Here is a 17,068-nt window from a genome sequence, read left to right as displayed (position 1 = left end):
GGAACGCCGCCCGGGCAAAAACAGGCGAAAAAGCGCAGTTTAGTAGACTAAATGAGCATTTTGAGCCTGTTTTTAACGCAGCATTCGGCAACGCAGATAGATTTTCGACAGCCTGTTAGACTCAGCGTACCTCGGTTGGCACCCCCCGCTCCAATACTCGCCTGAGCACGAAACTGGAGTGCACACCGGTTACCCCCTCAATACGGGTGATCTTGTGCAGCAAGAGGTCGTGGTAGTCATCCATGTCCTTGACCAGTACCCGCAGCTGATAATCCGCATCCTGCCCGGTGATGATCAGACACTCGAGTACCTGCGGCAGCTGCTCGATCTCGCGTTCGAAGTTCTCGAACCGTTCCGGCGTGTGTCGGTCCATGGAGATATGCAGCAGTGCCATCAGATTCAGCCCCATGCGCTTGGCATCCACCAGCGCACGATAGCCGGTAATCAGGCCACTCTCTTCCAACGCCTTGACCCGGCGCAGACAGGGGGACGGTGATAGTCCTATTCGGTCCGCCAGCTCCTGGTTACTGATGCGCCCGTCCTGCTGCAGCTGCTGCAGAATTGCACGATCGTAGCGATCCAGTGCCGGTGCTTTTTGATCTGAAGGCATAATATTGCTCATATTTTGAAAAACAGGATTTTAATTGCCAAAACTATCGCAATTTATAGCAATTTAGCAATCCTGCTCCCGATCTATTGCTCTAACATATCTCCATCGTAAGGGACCTCGAAAACCGTAACGAGCGATTCAGAGGCAAGGCGCACGGCGCGCAGGAACCACAGTGTATGAGTGATACATGAGGATTCCGAGCACCGAGCAACGCAGCATATGAATTGCGCAGTAGGTTTTAGAGGTCCCCGCAAAGGTTAAGGCCCGCTGGAGACGCCAGGTCGCCTTACCCAGGCAACCAATGGCGGTGGCAACCCTTACCCAGGGCTCGACACAGCGGTCCACCCCACAACAATGGAGAGCAACACCATGGCAAGTGTCCAGTTCAACCATCGCAAGTATCAGCCGGTCGAACCCGTGACCGGTTTTACCCGTACCTGGCCCGATCGTCAGGTGACCGAGGCCCCTATCTGGGCCAGCGTCGACCTGCGTGATGGTAACCAGGCCCTGCTGGAGCCGATGAACGTGGCCCAGAAACAGCGCCTCTGGCACCTGCTGGTAAAGCTCGGCATCAAGGAGATCGAGGTCGGCTTCCCGGCTGCCAGCCAGCCGGATTACGATTTCACCCGCTGGTTGATCGAGGAAAACCAGATCCCGGACGATGTGCGTATCCAGGTGTTGGTGCAGGCTCGCGAAGAGTTGATCGCCAAAACCTTCGAGGCGTTGAAAGGCGCCAAGCAGGCGGTCGTGCATGTGTACAACTCCACCTCTCGCATCCAGCGCGAGCGTGTCTTCGGTATGAGCCGCGACGAGATCAAGACCATCGCCGTGCAGGGCGCCGGCTGGTTGAAACAATATGCCGCCAAGTACCCGGAGACCGACTGGACCTTCGAATACTCACCGGAGAGCTTCACCAGCACGGAGGTCGAGTACGCCGTCGAGGTCTGCGAAGCCGTGATGGATGTGTGGCAGCCAACCCCGGAGAAGCGCTGCATCCTCAATTTGCCGACCACTGTTGAAGTGGGTCCGCCGAACCACTTTGCCGACCAGGTGGAATACTTCTGTCAGCACCTGAGCCGTCGTGACAGCGCCATCATCTCGGTGCATACCCACAACGACCGTGGCGGCGCCGTGGCGTCGGCCGAACTGGCATTGATGGCTGGCGCCGATCGTGTCGAAGGCACCTTGCTCGGTAACGGCGAACGTACCGGCAATATGGATATCGTCACTCTGGCGATTAACCTGTACAGCCAGGGCATTGACCCGCAGCTGGACTTGTCCAATCCGGACGAGATCATTCAGACCTGCACCGAGTGCACCGGGTTGCCGATTCACCCGCGTCACCCCTGGATTGGGGAGCTGGTCTACACCGCCTTCTCCGGCAGCCACCAGGATGCGATCCGCAAATCGCTGAAGCAACAGCAGGAAGACGAACACTGGCAGGTGGCCTATCTGCCAATCGATCCGGCCGATTTGGGACGCGATTACCAGGCCGTCATCCGCGTCAACAGCCAATCCGGCAAGGGCGGCATGACCTTCCTGCTGGAACGTGATTTTGGCATCAGCATCCCGCGCTGGATGCAGCTGGAACTGGCGCCGATCGTGCAGAAAAAAACAGAAGAACAAGGCGGCGAAGTCGACAGCCAGATCATTCACGACCTGCTGATCAGCACCTTCGTTCAAGACAATGCACCGGTCAGCCTGGAGGGCTACCGCATCGAGCGCAGCGGTGATGCCGAAACACTGGCAGCTGATACCAGTATTGAGGGAGAGGTCGTCTGTATTGAAGGCAACGGCAAGGGCGCCATGGCTGCCTTCATCAATGCCTGGCAAGCTCGTACGGGCCTCAGCATCCATGTGGTCGACTATGCCGAACACGCCATGGGCGAAGGCTCGGATGTTGCCGCGGCCGCCTATGTACAGCTCAACGTGGATGGCCAGCGGGTCAGCGGCATGGCGGTGGATGCCGATACCGTCAGCGCTTCGCTCAAGGCGGTGGTGTCCGGCCTTAACCGGTCCGGCAAAGCGACCCTCAGGGCTCAATCAACGTCTGCAACGCAAGCCTGAATCCCGAGCGGGCACTGAAGCTTCCTTCAGTGTCCGCTTAATGCTGCTGTTTTCCGCTTACAACTCGGTCACATTCATGCCTCTACACCACGGTTTCCATCCGTGCCCCTTGCAGGACACCTCCCCCACTGTCTGTCTTTTATCACACCGACTTCACCAAAACCGTTAACTTGGGTTAGTCTTAACCATCAATGGAACACGAGTTCTGGTCTGCTGCGAATGGTATGCACGTGGATTGTTGACGACCCTCTTTCATTCACCGCACATGGACGTAAACGTGACTGCAATTGCCCGCGCCTTCAGCTTCATCCTGCTTCTGCTGTTGCCCCTGGTGCAAACAGCATGGGCCAGCCTGTCCCTAAGCCCCGAGGAGCAAGCCCTTGTTGACGGCCATCAACCCATCCACGTGGCGGTCATGTATGACTTCGTCCCTTTTTCCTATGTCGAGGGTGGCACACACAAGGGCTTCGTTGCAGACCTGTTGCGTTTAATCGAAACCAAAACGGGTGCCAAACTCAGAGCTCGCGTTGGAGAGTGGAGTGACAATCTGGAAGACCTGCGCCAAAAGCAGGTCGATGCCATTGCGGACGTATCTTTCAAGCCCGAACGCACCTCCTTCATCTTATACACCACACCTTACTTCGAAATTCCCACCGTCGTATTTACCGACAAGCGTTTTGGGGGTTATCAAGGGCTGGCGGATCTGTCAGGCAAGCATGTGGGTGTTCTACGCAATATTTTCTACATCCGAGAACTGCGCAAACGCCGTGATATTCGTATCAGCGAGTATGACGACTACGAAAGCCTGACCCGCGCACTGGCATTCGGCGAAATTGATGCCGCCATTCAGAATCTGACCTCCGGCTACCACTATGCCACCCAGAATGCCTACACCAACATCAAGATGGCGGCAGAGTTTCAGCTTGATAACGTTGGCCGGGAAGACCTGCGCTTTGGCGTAAGAACCGACAAACCTGCCATTCAGTCCCTGTTGCAAAAGGGGTTGGACAGCATCACCGAGTCAGAGTGGAGTGAGTTGACCAATCGCTGGGTCGGCACACGCTACAGCGAACTGGTTGATCGGCGTCAGACCGTTGCCCTGAGTACCCTTGAGCGGGAGTTTGTCCGCCAAAACCCGGTCATCCGCGTCCACAACGAGGACAACTTCGAACCTTTCAGTTTCTACGAGGATGGCCAGCCGGTCGGGCATTCAGTCGACTTTATCCGTATGTTGGCACAGCGTGTCGGCCTTGAAGTGGAGTTCGTCAGTGGTCATAGCTGGAACGACTATCTTGAGATGATACGTAGCGGGCAGATCGATGTCATGACCAACATCGTGCAGAGTCCTGACCGTGCGCGCCACATGCACTTCACCACCCCGTACCTGCGCCTGGCCCAGGGCATCTTTCGCCGCCAGGACAGTGCCCCCATCACGTCCGTGCAAGGGCTTAAATCACGGCGACTGGTGCTGCCCGAAGGCTTCTACACCTACGAACAGCTCACCCAAACAGAGGGCTTCCGTGTCGAGCCGGCAAAAGACTCCCTGGAAGCCTTGATGCGCGTCAGCACAGGCAACGACGAAGTCACCATCGAAGTCATGCGTGTTGCCGAGCACCTGCTGCAGAAATATGGCATCCCGGGCGTTGTCGGCTCGGCACCGCCCCAAGTGATTGCCTCCGAACCCCTTTCACTCCGCCTGGCCATTACACAAAACAAACCCATACTCAGACAAATCCTGCAGAAGGCGATGGACAGCCTGACCGAGCAAGAGAAGCGTCAGGTACTACAGAAATGGACCGGCAAGGGGGCTCAAGCAAGCAACTTCATTCACCTGACCGGTCAGGAACTGGGCTGGATGGAGTCCCGTGCCGCCATCCGTCTCTGCTCAACTCGCCAACAACTGCCCTATGAGGACCTGGTCAACAGCAACGACAAACACATCGGGGTCTTTGCCGAACTACTGGATGTCATGCGCCATAATGCAGGCCTGAGCGTACGGCTGGTTGGCGTTGATAATTTCCGTGAGGCTCTCGGCCTGCTCAAGCGCGGCGAATGTGACCTGATATCGCGAACGCCACCCGGATTTGAAGACCCGGACATCAGCCTGAGCCAGCCTCTTTTGGACGGTACGCTGGTCATCGCCACTGACCTCGATGAGGTCTATGTTCGAAGCTTTTCACAGCTTCAACCACACACGCTGGCCGTCATGGAAGGCAGTCATGTCCAGCTTTACCTGGAGCGAAATTACCCCGAACTGATATTGAAGCCCTACTCTGACATGGATGCAGCCATGAGTGCGGTCGCGGCTGGCCAGGTGTTCGGCCTGGTGGATACACTGCCTGTCATCAGCCGTGCCATCGTGACCAGCCACCACAGTGACATCAAGATTTCCGGCGAACTGGAGCCTGACTACCCTGCTCTGCTCGCGACCCGCAGCGATGAAACCCTGCTGCTGCAGATCGTGAACAAGGCTATTCAGTCAATTGAGGCCGAACAGTTCGAGACCGTGACCAATCGCTGGATGCAGGTACCCATTCTGGCCCAGCCCCCCGATTACCGCCTGATCACCCAGGCGGCACTGGCCACTCTATTTTTTGTGGCGCTGATTCTGCTCTGGAACCGCAAGTTGGCACAGCTCAATGCACGCATCCATGAGAGCCGCAACCAGCTGATGACTGCTCATGAAGAGCTCAAGATCAAGAATCGCATGCTGGAACAGCTGTCGACCACAGACCGACTGACGCGTCTAAAGAACCGCTTGTATCTTGAACGCGCCTTTGAACAACAGTTATTGCAGGCTGAGCAGTGCTCAACATACACCTTCAGCCTGCTGCTGATTGATATTGACCATTTCAAGCGTATCAATGACAGCTTTGGCCATGACCAGGGCGATGCTGTACTGACCGACTTTGCCGCCATTCTCAAAGGGAATAGCCGTGAACGGGATATCATTGCACGCTGGGGCGGTGAGGAGTTCATACTGATCTGCCCGAATACGGAGCTGAATGCGGCAACCCATCTCGCCGAGCATCTGCTGCAAGCGATTCGCCGACATCAATTTGCGGGTATTGGGTACTGCTCCGCCAGCATCGGCGTTGCCACCTGGGCCGCCGGCGATACCTACAAGAGCCTGTGCCGCCGGGCCGACCAGGCCTTGTACCATGCCAAACACAGTGGCCGCGATCAGGTCAGCCAGCAAAGGCCAACCACGAGCAAACCGTCGCCAACAACCACCACGATGCTGGAATAACCTGACGTACAGCAGGGAAAAAGTGTATTTTGTATATATTCACCAGACGAGACAGCCGTATGGCGACTGTTGTGACAGGCCTTGGTTACTTCAGCTCTGAAGAGGCTTGGTGGTAGTCAGGATGCAGAGGGGATCCAGCACACCCCGGATTTACTCTCGACCAGCTCCTCCTGACGTTCCGTAACGACCTGGTTACGACCATTCTTCTTGGCGCGATAGAGTGCATCATCCACTCGCTTCAAAAGCTCGCGCTCCTGGTCCCCCGGCCGTATGGCAGCAACCCCGAAGCTGCAGGTACGGTGACCAATCACCGGAAACTCGACTCGCTCAATGCGATGCCGCAGGTTCTCTGCCAGTCGGTGCGCACCTTCCAGGTCCGTATCGGGGCAAATAACCAGGAACTCTTCTCCACCCCAGCGCCCCGGGCAGTCCGTCAGGCGGGTGTTATCGCGCATCAAGTCGGCCAGCTGCCGCAGCACCTGATCACCGACGGCATGTCCACAGGTATCGTTGACCTGCTTGAAATAGTCGATATCCAGCATGATCACGGCAAAACCGATACCATAGCGTTCATACCGGTGCACTCCCTGGCTCAGCAAGGTCTCGACTCGACCACGATTGGCCAGCTGGGTCAGGGAATCGGTTGTGGACAGGCGTTCCAGTTCAATGTTTTTCCGCTCCAGTGCTTCCCGGTGCTCGACCTGCTCGGTGATATCCAGAACGATGCCGATATAGCGCACTTCACCTTCGCCGGCCCCTTCATAACGTCGCGCGGCACATCGGAACCAGCGCAGCTCGCCCTCCCGTCCGATCATTCTGGCTTCACAGTGCCAACCGGATTCCTGCTGCAGGATCATTCTTTTCCAGCTGCGGGCCACCGGCAGGCGGTCATCCGGATGAAGTATTCCCAGCCAGCCCTGTGCATTAAGCTGTTTGAGAGAACGGTCCAGCATCTCGCCCAAATACTCGTTGGCGTAAATGTTTTTACCCGCTGCATCCGCTTCGAAAATACCGATTGGTGAAAATTCCGACAGGGCGCGGAAACGCTCTTCACTGGTACGCAGTGCCTCTTCAGACTGCTTGCGCTTGGTCATGTCGGCCAGGTTAAAGACCAGGCTTTCAACGCTTCCATCCTGTCCAACAATCGGGTTACCGGTAATACGACAGAAGCGCCGCCCCATGCCATCAAACTCAAGCCAAGCCTCCATCACGAACGGCACACCCTTGAGCGCCGCTGCCAAGCGGGGTTGAACCAGGAGCGAAAACTGCTCGTCACCATAGAGCTCCCATAACGGATGCCCCTCAATATTCTCCCGTTCACGGTTGTGGTATTGAAGATAGCGGCTATTGACCTGCAGGTGATTGAAATTGGCGTCCAGCAACGCCATCAGCTCATCCGACGCATTCACGATCTCGCGATAGCGGAACAAGCGCTTCTCGTACTCACGCTTTTCAGTCACGTCAGTACTGATCGCAAAATAGCTGGCGACACGGCCATCGACATCGTATACGGGGGTAATAAGGGCCTTCTCAATCCGTTCTCTGCCATCATGTATCCGGTTGATGAATTCGCCTTCCCATGCCTGCCCGCGCTTCAGGCTGGCCCATAATTCATGATAGGTGGCGTCTGGCGTATGACCGGAGGAGAGAATACTGGGCTTTTGCCCCAGCACTCGTTCATAGGTGAAACCGGAACGCGACAGGTATGCGGCATTTGCATACATAATGCGGCTATCCAGATCAGTGATTGCAATGGCTGAGGGTATTTGCTCGATCGCCTGATGCAAATGAGCGAGATCATTGGCTGTTTTACGCTCACGGCGCAGGCTGTCGCGCCAGCGCTTGAGAAAAAACAGCGCCACCAACACCAGCATTCCCAGGCTCAAACTGGAGATCGCCGCCCTGAATATCCATCCCTCAAGTACGTCCCCTCGCTTGATTGCGGCAAGGGCTCTGACCGGCTGTTGACCCAGCTGTCGAAGTGCAAAAAGGTAATGCTCTCCAGGAACAAGGCGCGTTCCGAAAGCGTTGAACTCATCCAGTCCCGTATACTGCTGCAGCTCCTCCAGCAGCTCCAGTTGAGCCTGCCGAGATTCCGCATTGAGGACCAGCATCACACGGTTTTGACTATCCAGCAGCATCAGCTGCTGGTTTCCGTACCCTTCACCGTTCTCAAGCTCTGACTTGATCTGCTCACCTTCCAGCGTCGCCACAAGCGCCCCGGCCAAACTACCATCAGGCGCATATACCAGACGCGACGTGCCCAACTGGTCTGCCTGAACCCCCATCGCCGAACGCACACCCTTGGTCAAAGCATCACTGACCCAAAGCGGCGGTACAGCCTCTGCACCACTGGACTGACCAACACTGGCCACAACGCGACCGGCCTGATCATAGAACACCAGGCTGCCCAGGGAAGGGGCTTTCAGCATGGAGCGCAGCAGCAGCGGTCGAAACCTGGCCTGTTCCATCAGAAGTTCGGAATGTGACTCCAGCGCCAGGCTCGCATCATGCAGCACGTGATCCGCCGAGATGAAAGCGATATCGATGGCACTCCCGTAGGCACGCAGCTGGGTCTGCAGCCGTTCTCCCGCACTTTGCAGCGTATGCTCATAGTCCCGATAAAGCCCCCAGATCAGCATGGCAACCATAACGACCAGCAAGACCAGGGCCCCGGTGATAATGGAATGTCCTGAACCGCGGCCCCGGTGAGCCCGTCCAAACTGATCAAGGAGTTTGGCTGCCATCAGTTTTCCATTGCTTCTGCAGCTTTTTCAACCAGGGCAGGGTCCAGCCCCATCTGGCGTATTATGGAGGGCTCCTGCTGACGGGCGACTGCGCGCCACTCAGCCAGCGCTGCCGCATCTGGCACCATGACCTTGACACCCTTGGCCAGTAAAGCAGCCCTGGCGTCCAGCTGCGCGTTGGCCGCCGCATCTCGCTGGTCGTCCACGACCTCCTCCCAGGTATCACGAAGCAACTGCTGTAACTCGGGAGACAAGCTTTTCCAGAAGCGGGCATTGATTATCGGGACATACTGGGCGAAATACTCCATATCTTCGAAGCTGAAGCGAACGCCAGTGCGCCAGAGTTCAGCACTGCGTACCGTTTCATGCGTGGTTAACACCCCTTCAACCTGACCACGCTCCAGTGCATTGGGCAGATCTGGCCAGGCCACGACCAAGGGGTCTGCCCCAAAGGCTGCCAGCCGTGCCTGGTTCGCAACCCCACCGGGGATGCGAAGCTTCAAGCCGGCAAGATCCTCATGTCGCTTGACCGGTCTGTCGGTAAAGTACAGATGGGCATGACCCAGATCGAGCCAGCGCCCCAGCACCTCCACGCCCAGATCAGACTCCACCCGGCGGCTGACGAGATTGCCGACCTCGCCATCACGCAGCCGGTAGTTTTCCTCGGCCGTGCGACCATAGAACAGCGGCAACATATACAGGCCCACATCGGGGACATAGCGATCCAGCTGCCACATGCCGGGCACCGCCATCTCGACCTTGCCACTGCTGAGCGCGGCGATCACGTCACGATCACGGAACAGTTGCGCACTGTGATGAAACTGCACATCGATTCGGCCATTACTGGCCTGCTCGAGCCGCCGACCAAACCGCTCGATCGCCTGAGTCTGAACATGCCCGGCCGTATTTTCAGTGGAGATACGCAACAGGTATTGAGCAGCCTCCTGCGCGCTAACTGTGCCGGCCCCCATGGACAGGCTCAGGACAAAGCTCAGCAGCACGAGGCGAAGCCGGGTACTAATGGACACTTGCATGACTCTATTCCTTTTCCTGGTGGGCCAATCATCATGAAGCCGAGCAAAAGGCCCGCTCTTAAAGGCAGCCAAGTGTATAGTGTCGCTAATTACTTACTGGAATTCATTGACTTACATACTAATTATTGTGACTGCGACAGGCTACAGGCCCGATCCTCACAGTTGCTAGGCCAGCATTACACAGACAGCACCCACCACAATCAACGCCAGTCCGACCAGATCACGACTGCTGAGCGTCTCACGGAACCAGCGTGCCGAGATCATCAGTGTGAACAGTACTTCGATCTGCCCCAGCGTTTTAACCAGTGCCACCGTTTCCAGGCTCATCGCGGTGAACCAGCCCAGTGACCCCAGGCAACTGAACAACGAAATCGACACTATCTGTCCTGGGCGTTGCCACAGAGCCAACAGCGTGCCGCGTTCTCGCCAGGCCACCCAGGCTCCCAACAGCAGGGTCTGCACCAGGATGACCGCCAACAACACCCATGCTGCACTGTAGGGAAAGGGCAACCCCAGTGTCAGGCTCGCCTCGCGTACCCAGAGCGTGGTCAACGCAAAGGACAGCCCGCTGCCCAACCCCACCAGCAGCGTATTAAGTGACACTTTACGCAGGGCACCGGGGTTGGTCATCAGCCAGAACGCCAGTGCACCGATGATCACCCCTGCCCAGGCCAGCGCGGACAAGGGCGCACTGAAAAAGAGCGCGCCCAGCACCGCCGCAATCACCGCCTCACTCTTGGCCAGGCCAACACCAATGGCATAATTTCGCTGGCGAAACAGCACCACCATCAATGCTGTGGCTATGATCTGAGCCACGGCCGCCAGCAGAATCAACGCCACGAAGGAGCCAGTCACCACAGGCAACGCTACCGGTTTATACAGATAAAGCCCGGCCAGATAACAGGCCGCCAGCGGGCTTGCCCACAAAAATCGGGCCAGAGTCACCCCCGCGGTGCTGACTTCCTTGCTCAAACGGTTCTGAAAAGCATTTCGCCAGGCTTGCATGAACGCGGCAAAGATCGTGAAGGGTATCCAGAGCGCCATCGACTCCCCCATCGGCAGCAAAGTGAGCGCGCATTCTAGGCTTTTGTAGCAACAGGGCCAAACACAGATGGCTCAGAAAAAGTGTGTTCCAGGAGGATTGATTTAAAGATGTATTATGGATACTCTTTATATGTTTTCAAAATACATCAAAGGAATCCTCATGCTGAGCCAACAGACTATCGATATTGTCAAGTCCACTGCGCCCGTCATCGCCAATGCCGGCCCTGCCATGACCGCCCATTTCTATGAGCGCATGTTCCAGCACAACCCGGAGCTGATGGATATTTTCAACCTCAGCCATCAGCACTCCGGCCGCCAGCGTGAGGCCCTGTTCAATGCGGTACACGCCTATGCCGCCAACATCGACAACCTGGCCGTACTGTTGCCGGCAGTCGAAAAGATTGCGCACAAGCACGCCAGTTTCCAAATCACGCCGGCGCAGTACGACATAGTAGGTACCCACCTGCTGGCAACCATCGACGAGCTACTGTCACCGGGTCAGGAAGTTCTCGACGCCTGGGCTGAAGCCTACGGCGTATTGGCCCAGGTGTTCATCAACCGCGAGGCTGAAATCTATGACCAGAGCGCCGAAACCGAGGGCGGCTGGCGTGGTACCCGTGAATTCGAACTGATCGAGAAGCAGGCGGAAAGCGAGCTGATCACCAGTTTCGTGTTCCAGCCGGTTGATCGCGGTCCGGTGGCGGCCTATCAGCCGGGCCAGTATCTGGGTATCCATCTCAAGCCGGAAGGGTTCGAGTATCAAGAGATTCGCCAGTACAGCCTGTCCTCGGCTCCCCAGGCCGATCGCTATCGTATTTCAGTGAAGCGCGAGGATGGCGGCAAGGTATCCAACTACCTGCACCATGAACTGAAGATCGGGGACAAGGTGAAGCTGGTGCCGCCGGCGGGTGACTTCCACCTCAAGCGACAAAATGGGCAGCCTGTCACGCTGATCTCCGCTGGAGTCGGCCTGACCCCAATGCTGTCGATGCTGGAGAGCCTGCTCGATCATGATGCACCGGTGAACTGGTTACACGCAGCTGAAAACGGCCGGGTTCATGCCTATGGTGATCAGGTACAGCAGCTGGCCAACGAGCATGCCCATATCCGCAGCACCGTCTGGTACCGTGAACCGAGTGATGAAGATCGTCAGCAGGAGCGCTACAACTTCACCGGCCTGATGGACCTGAACGAAGTACGTGACCAGATCGACGGTCCGCAGATGCAGTTCTACTTCTGCGGCCCGCTGGCGTTCATGCAACATGTGGCCGCCCAGCTCGATGCGATGGGTGTCAGCAAAGACCGCATGCACTATGAGTGCTTCGGACCGCACAAAGTGATCTGATCGGGTTTGACCTCTGGCCGCCGACGGGTTAGGGTATGCTTTGTATATACAAAATACAGTGCATGTTTAGCATTTGTAATCGGCTGTTTTTGCTTTACTCTATAGCCATCCCGTCCGGCCGGAGTCGTGAAATGAGTGGCAGGAAGAAAAGCAAAACCAAGAACAGTCAGCTCGTGATTCGTATCAATGACGAAGAGCGAGACCAGTTTGTCGCCCTCTGCGATGAGTTGGATACCAGTGCCGCACGCGAAATCCGGCATTTTATCCGCCGCTTTCTGGCTGAGCACCAGCCCGAACGGCAGACAATGACTGATAACTGACAAGGAGTGCCACCATGGCCAAGCTGAAGACAAAAGAAGTCAAGAAACTGATCAAAGCCCGCAAAGCGAAAATCGCCAAGCACGAAGGCAAGCTGAAGAAGCTGAACAAGCTGCTGAAGAAAGCCAAGTAAGCGGCTACAGATACCAAAAAAGACGCCCAAGGGCGTCTTTTTTATTGCCTGCGACACAGGCCTGGAAGCGATAAAAGCGTCATACCCGAATATCGATTGTATGACCCAAGGGGCTGGACGGATCAGCCGCAGCAACCGGAGCCGCGCTCTCGATCAGCTGCAGTGCCTGCTGGCCCACCGCTTCCATCTGGTCTTTTACCATCCGATTGATTTTCACCGCATGCTCAGTCTGGGTTTGCAACTGGCTCATGCCGGTACTCATGCCTGCGATATCCATCGTTACTCCCAACGACTGGTCTACTTATGGGTACAGTCTAAGCTTTTTTGCTGACCGTACCCTGACACTGGTCAGCAAGACCGAAATTACTCACGCACCAGAATTACCCGGATCGCATCCAGCTTAAGCTCCATGGTTTGCAGCGAAGCTACCATCTGCTCTGTGTCGGCCTGCATGGCATCAAGCTCTTCCTGACGGATCATCGGGTTCACCTTCGCCAGCGCAACCAGACGCTCAAACTCAGCCGTACGCTGCTGCTGCAACGTTTCCAGCGCCTGCTGACGCAGCTTGTCCAGACGTTTGGCCACATTGCCGTCCGCCGCCTTGAGCTGCTGCACAATCTGCTCCCGTGCCAGGCGCACCATCTTCTGCCCGGTAGCCCGACTGACGGTCTGCAGCAGCTGATTCATAGGCTCATGGCCCAGAGCGCCCGCCAGGTCACGGCCTTCAGGGTCCACCAGCATGCGTACACTGCCAGTCGGCAGGTAACGTTCCAGTTGCAGGTAACGCGGCGCCGTACAGCGCAGTTCGTAGACCAGTTCCAGCAACAGGGTGCCGGCCTGCAGCGGCGGCAGTTTCAGGGTGCAGACAGTGCAGTTACCCAGTTCACCGGTGCTGATCAGCTCCATGGTACCGGTCAGCAGCGGATGCTCCCAGCTCATGAACTGGATATCCTCGCGAGACAATGCACGCTCACGGTTGAAGGTCAGAGTCACCCCTTCTTCCGGCAGCCCCGGGATGTGGCACAGCATGTGATCCCCTGGGTGCAGCACCAGACCATCCGGTCCGTGTGGCTGAATATCAACGCCAAAGCGATCGAAGAGTTTTTCCGCAAAGGCCTGCAATTGCTCGCTGCTTTCCGCCTCGGCAACTTCTTCCAGCAACTGGCCGGCCCGTTGCGGGTGACAGCTGCTGATCTCCAGCAGGCGGTCACGACCACGGGACAGATCCAGCTCCAGATTCTCGCGCGCCTGACGCGTCTCAGTGATCAGGGCCTCCAGGGCCTCGCCCTCTTCCGGCGCATGCAGGCACTGCAGCAGCTGAGGTGCAAAACGACGATAGAGGGCATCACCGACGGCGCAAACACGGCTGAATGCATCCAGCCCTTCGTCATACCAGCGCAGCAGTACTTCGGAGGTTCCGCCTTCGTATACCGGAACATGGATCTGGATATCTTCACGCTGACCGATACGGTCCAGACGCCCGATACGCTGTTCCAGCAGGTCCGGCGTCAGCGGCAGGTCGAACAGTACCAGACGGTGCGCGAACTGGAAGTTACGGCCCTCACTGCCGATCTCGGAGCAGACCAGCACCTGGGCACCCAGTTCTTCTTCGGCAAAGTAGGCGGCCGCACGGTCACGGTTGACCAGACTCATGCCCTCGTGGAACACGGCCGAACGCATGCCTTCACGCAGGTTAAGCTGATCTTCCAGCGCCACCGCCGTATCGGCATGCGCACAGATCACCAGCACCTTTTCGCTACGGTTCTGCTTCAGCCACTCAACCAGCCACTCGACGCGAGTATCAGCCTCAACCCAGTCGGCACCGATGATCTTTTCCGGGTGCAGCCAGGCTTCCGGCGCCACCTCTTCATCGAACAGTGCCAGTTCCGGCGGCATATCCAGTGTCTGCTTCTGCAACTGACGCAGCGGAAAGCCGGTCACGGTATCACGGGTATTGCGGAACAGGACACGACCGGTGCCCTGACGATCGATCAGCTGACGGATCAGTTCATCCAGCGCTGCCGGCTGGGCATCGGCATCCTGTTTCAGCCAGCGGGCAATAGCCTCGTTCCCCAGACGCTCCGCCAGGGCGGCCTGCAGATTCACATCGCCCGCCAGTACTTCCACGCCCTGCTCACTCAGCAGGGGCTCAATCAAGCTGTTGAGCTGGAAATAGGCATGCTCCTCATCGAGGAACTGCTGCAGATCCGGGTAGCGGGCCGGGTCGAGCAGACGCAGACGGGCAAAGTGACCTTCCGGCCCCAGCTGCTCAGGGGTCGCGGTCAGCAACAATACGCCGGGGGTTTTCTGCGCCAGCGCTTCGATGCACAGATAAGCATGACTCGGCGCTTCCTTGCTCCAGCCCAAGTGGTGCGCCTCATCGACAACCAGGATATCCCAGCCAGCCGCTTCCGCCTGCACCTGACGCGCTTCGGAGCGAGTCAGCAGCGATAGCGGGCAGATCACCAGCTGGCTGCTTTCGAACGGATTATCCTGGCCACTGGCCTCGATCTCGGCACAACGTGCCTCATCGAGCAGGGTAAACATCAGGTTGAAACGGCGCAGCATTTCCACCAGCCACTGGTGAATCAGCGTATCCGGCACCACAACCAGTACTCGACGGGCACGGCCGCTAATCAGGCGCTGGTGCAACACCAGGCCGGCCTCAATGGTTTTGCCGAGGCCCACCTCGTCCGCCAGCAATGCGCGCGGTGCCATACGACCAGTCAGCTCACCGGCGATATAAAACTGGTGCGGCAACAGCTGTACGCGCGCACCCAGCAGACCGTAGGCAGAAGAGGCACGCAAGCGGTGCTGGTGCTCCAGCGTCGCCACACGCAGCTTGAACAGGCCGTTGCGATCCAGCTGGCCGGCAAACAGGCGCTCCTGCGGTCGGCTGAAGTGGACGGCGCTATCCAGCTCCAGCTCAGGCAGAATCACCTCTTCGCCTTCGCCATCCTGTCCCCGATAGATGAAACAGCCGTTATGCTCAAAGCGCTCAACCACCTCCATCTCGTCACCCATCAGGTTGCAGATCCGGTCGCCCGGCTCATAGGCGACCCGACTCAGCGGTGCATTATCGGCGGCATAGGTGCGCGTTTCCTCGGCCGCTGGAAAGCGGATCTCGACGCGACGGTTTGCATATTCAACCACGATGCCGAGCCCCAGCTCGGCTTCACTGTTACTGATCCAACGTTGTCCGGGTACGAATGGCGTTTGTGACAAAATCTGACTCCCCTCAATACAGGGCGGCAATTTTAGGCGTTAAGCCCCCAAGACTCAAAGCCTTACATGGATTCATCTCAATAAAGCCCTGGTGATTCAGTATCAATAAAGACCGCGAAACTGTTCAATACGCTGACGCAGTTCAGGCAGCAGCTCCTGCTCGAACCAGGGGTTGCGCCGTAGCCAGAGGTTATTACGTGGACTTGGGTGCGGCAAAGGCACCTGTTGCGGCCACAGATCTCGCCAGTTTTGCACCCGCTCGGTCAGGCTAGTCCCCTTGCCCAGATACCACTCCTGAGCGTAACGCCCGACCAGTAAAGTCAGCTCGACATTGGGCAAGTGATCCAGCAACGGCTGCCGCCAGGCCGGTGCGCATTCCGGACGCGGCGGATTGTCACCCGACTTTCCTCTGCCGGGATAACAGAACCCCATCGGCAAAATTGCCACCTTCTCGGCGTCGTAGAAGTCGTCACGACTCATCCCCAGCCACTCACGCAGCCGGTCACCACTGGGGTCGTTGAAGGGAATGCCGGTTTCATGCGCCTTGAGCCCTGGCGCCTGCCCAACGATCAGTATTCGTGCCCGACTGTCCGCCTGGATCACCGGCCTTGGCTCCAATGGCAATACCCTGGCACAGATACGACAAGCCCTGACCTCCTGCAATAACTCGGGCAACAACATCAGAGCGCACCTTCCTCCTGCAATACCTGGTGGATGCCTTCGGCCAGAACACGATACCCCCGGGCATTGAGATGCACCGCATCAGATTTCATTGCCGGCTGGCGCAACAGGCCAGCCAGCAGATCTTCAATAAAGACCAGATTGTGCCGTTCCGCCAGTGCGGCATAGAGTGGCGCTGCATCGGAAAACAGCCGTTTTTCAGGCACTCCCAACAGCACCACGGGGATATTCTGCTGCTGCGCCAGGGAGATCATGGCCTCGAGATTGCCTTCCAGCTCCGTGGTCGAGCGGTTACGCAGGATATCGTTGCCCCCGTGAAGCAGAATCAGCAGGTTTGGCTGCACCCGGGCCAACTCCGCAGACAACCGCTTGAGCCCCTGAGCCGAAATCTCGCCCGACACGCCGGACGAGACTACCCGACGACCGCTCAGCTGGCCCAGAACCGCAGGATAGCTCTGCTCTGCCGAAGTGCCCACTCCCACTGTCAGGCTGTCACCAAACGCCAGGATCACCGCATTTTCGCTCAGCGGTTCCAGTCGACTGTCGCCGCACCCCTGGAGCAGCAACGCCGCAATCAATAAAACCGCCCCGACAAGTCGTTGCATATCGCCTCT

Annotated in this window: 12 protein-coding genes and 1 other RNA gene; 4 read left to right on the top strand and 9 right to left on the bottom strand. The window is 57.5% G+C overall.

The window, feature by feature from the left end:
• Nucleotides 1-121: 121 nt before the first annotated feature.
• Together ABD013_RS02120 and ABD013_RS02115 are read right to left on the bottom strand one after the other, a co-directional pair.
• The gene (locus tag ABD013_RS02120; RefSeq protein ID WP_343801555.1) at nucleotides 122-610 is read right to left on the bottom strand and encodes an Lrp/AsnC family transcriptional regulator; all 489 of its coding nucleotides are present in this window, start codon (nucleotides 608-610) and stop codon (nucleotides 122-124) included.
• Between the two features lie 114 nt (nucleotides 611-724).
• A non-coding RNA gene (locus ABD013_RS02115) (sX9 sRNA) lies at nucleotides 725-799 on the bottom strand.
• A gap of 180 nt (nucleotides 800-979) precedes the next feature.
• On the opposite strand from ABD013_RS02115, the gene leuA reads away from it, so the two are divergent.
• Together leuA and ABD013_RS02105 are read left to right on the top strand one after the other, a co-directional pair.
• Nucleotides 980-2,677, top strand: a complete 1,698-nt coding sequence (gene leuA, locus ABD013_RS02110; RefSeq protein WP_343801552.1) for a 2-isopropylmalate synthase — start codon at nucleotides 980-982, stop codon at nucleotides 2,675-2,677.
• A 277-nt stretch (nucleotides 2,678-2,954) separates the two neighbouring features.
• Nucleotides 2,955-5,927: a transporter substrate-binding domain-containing diguanylate cyclase gene (locus tag ABD013_RS02105; protein WP_343801549.1), complete on the top strand. Its 2,973-nt coding sequence runs from the start codon at nucleotides 2,955-2,957 to the stop codon at nucleotides 5,925-5,927.
• Between the two features lie 116 nt (nucleotides 5,928-6,043).
• On the opposite strand, the gene ABD013_RS02100 is transcribed toward ABD013_RS02105, so the two are convergent.
• The 3 genes from ABD013_RS02100 to ABD013_RS02090 all read right to left on the bottom strand — a co-directional run bounded on the left by ABD013_RS02100 (nucleotide 6,044) and on the right by ABD013_RS02090 (nucleotide 10,752).
• On the bottom strand, nucleotides 6,044-8,674 hold the full coding sequence (locus ABD013_RS02100; protein ID WP_343801546.1) for a sensor domain-containing diguanylate cyclase: 2,631 nt from the start codon (nucleotides 8,672-8,674) through the stop codon (nucleotides 6,044-6,046).
• A complete protein-coding gene (gene dctP, locus ABD013_RS02095; RefSeq protein WP_343801543.1) occupies nucleotides 8,674-9,708 on the bottom strand; it encodes a TRAP transporter substrate-binding protein DctP in 1,035 nt (344 codons plus the stop codon). Before dctP ends, ABD013_RS02100 begins: the two co-directional genes overlap by 1 nt.
• A gap of 165 nt (nucleotides 9,709-9,873) precedes the next feature.
• Nucleotides 9,874-10,752, bottom strand: a complete 879-nt coding sequence (locus tag ABD013_RS02090; RefSeq protein WP_343801540.1) for an EamA family transporter — start codon at nucleotides 10,750-10,752, stop codon at nucleotides 9,874-9,876.
• A 160-nt stretch (nucleotides 10,753-10,912) separates the two neighbouring features.
• Between ABD013_RS02090 and hmpA the strand changes: the two genes are divergently transcribed.
• Together hmpA and ABD013_RS02080 are read left to right on the top strand one after the other, a co-directional pair.
• Nucleotides 10,913-12,097: an NO-inducible flavohemoprotein gene (gene hmpA, locus ABD013_RS02085; RefSeq protein WP_343801537.1), complete on the top strand. Its 1,185-nt coding sequence runs from the start codon at nucleotides 10,913-10,915 to the stop codon at nucleotides 12,095-12,097.
• A gap of 131 nt (nucleotides 12,098-12,228) precedes the next feature.
• Complete coding sequence (locus tag ABD013_RS02080) at nucleotides 12,229-12,417, top strand: hypothetical protein (protein WP_343801534.1); 189 nt, start codon at nucleotides 12,229-12,231, stop codon at nucleotides 12,415-12,417.
• A gap of 210 nt (nucleotides 12,418-12,627) precedes the next feature.
• On the opposite strand, the gene ABD013_RS02075 is transcribed toward ABD013_RS02080, so the two are convergent.
• From ABD013_RS02075 to ABD013_RS02060, 4 genes are all read right to left on the bottom strand, one after another.
• Complete coding sequence (locus ABD013_RS02075) at nucleotides 12,628-12,825, bottom strand: YjfB family protein (protein ID WP_343801531.1); 198 nt, start codon at nucleotides 12,823-12,825, stop codon at nucleotides 12,628-12,630.
• Nucleotides 12,826-12,911: 86 nt separating this feature from the next.
• Nucleotides 12,912-15,773, bottom strand: a complete 2,862-nt coding sequence (gene rapA, locus ABD013_RS02070) for an RNA polymerase-associated protein RapA (protein WP_343801528.1) — start codon at nucleotides 15,771-15,773, stop codon at nucleotides 12,912-12,914.
• A gap of 102 nt (nucleotides 15,774-15,875) precedes the next feature.
• Entirely contained in the window at nucleotides 15,876-16,454 is a 579-nt protein-coding gene (locus tag ABD013_RS02065) for a uracil-DNA glycosylase family protein (RefSeq protein ID WP_343801525.1), read from the bottom strand.
• Nucleotides 16,454-17,059 (bottom strand): GDSL-type esterase/lipase family protein, encoded by a 606-nt coding sequence (locus ABD013_RS02060; protein WP_343801522.1) that lies wholly within the window; start codon nucleotides 17,057-17,059, stop codon nucleotides 16,454-16,456. The genes ABD013_RS02065 and ABD013_RS02060 overlap by 1 nt, the downstream gene beginning before the upstream one ends.
• Nucleotides 17,060-17,068 lie beyond the last annotated feature (9 nt).

Source organism: Marinobacterium maritimum (assembly GCF_039523155.1).
Classification (GTDB): Bacteria; Pseudomonadota; Gammaproteobacteria; order Pseudomonadales; family Balneatricaceae; genus Marinobacterium; species Marinobacterium maritimum.
Note: the sequence above shows the minus strand (reverse complement) of the source record. Positions and strands in the feature narration are given on the sequence as shown.

Coding starts and splice junctions, on each gene's coding strand:
- ABD013_RS02120 (WP_343801555.1), bottom strand. CDS start 610: ATGCCTTCAGATCAAAAAGCACCGGCACTGGATCGCTACGATCGTGCA.
- leuA (WP_343801552.1), top strand. CDS start 980: ATGGCAAGTGTCCAGTTCAACCATCGCAAGTATCAGCCGGTCGAACCC.
- ABD013_RS02100 (WP_343801546.1), bottom strand. CDS start 8,674: ATGGCAGCCAAACTCCTTGATCAGTTTGGACGGGCTCACCGGGGCCGC.
- dctP (WP_343801543.1), bottom strand. CDS start 9,708: ATGCAAGTGTCCATTAGTACCCGGCTTCGCCTCGTGCTGCTGAGCTTT.
- ABD013_RS02090 (WP_343801540.1), bottom strand. CDS start 10,752: ATGGCGCTCTGGATACCCTTCACGATCTTTGCCGCGTTCATGCAAGCC.
- hmpA (WP_343801537.1), top strand. CDS start 10,913: ATGCTGAGCCAACAGACTATCGATATTGTCAAGTCCACTGCGCCCGTC.
- ABD013_RS02080 (WP_343801534.1), top strand. CDS start 12,229: ATGAGTGGCAGGAAGAAAAGCAAAACCAAGAACAGTCAGCTCGTGATT.
- ABD013_RS02075 (WP_343801531.1), bottom strand. CDS start 12,825: ATGGATATCGCAGGCATGAGTACCGGCATGAGCCAGTTGCAAACCCAG.
- ABD013_RS02065 (WP_343801525.1), bottom strand. CDS start 16,454: ATGTTGTTGCCCGAGTTATTGCAGGAGGTCAGGGCTTGTCGTATCTGT.
- ABD013_RS02060 (WP_343801522.1), bottom strand. CDS start 17,059: ATGCAACGACTTGTCGGGGCGGTTTTATTGATTGCGGCGTTGCTGCTC.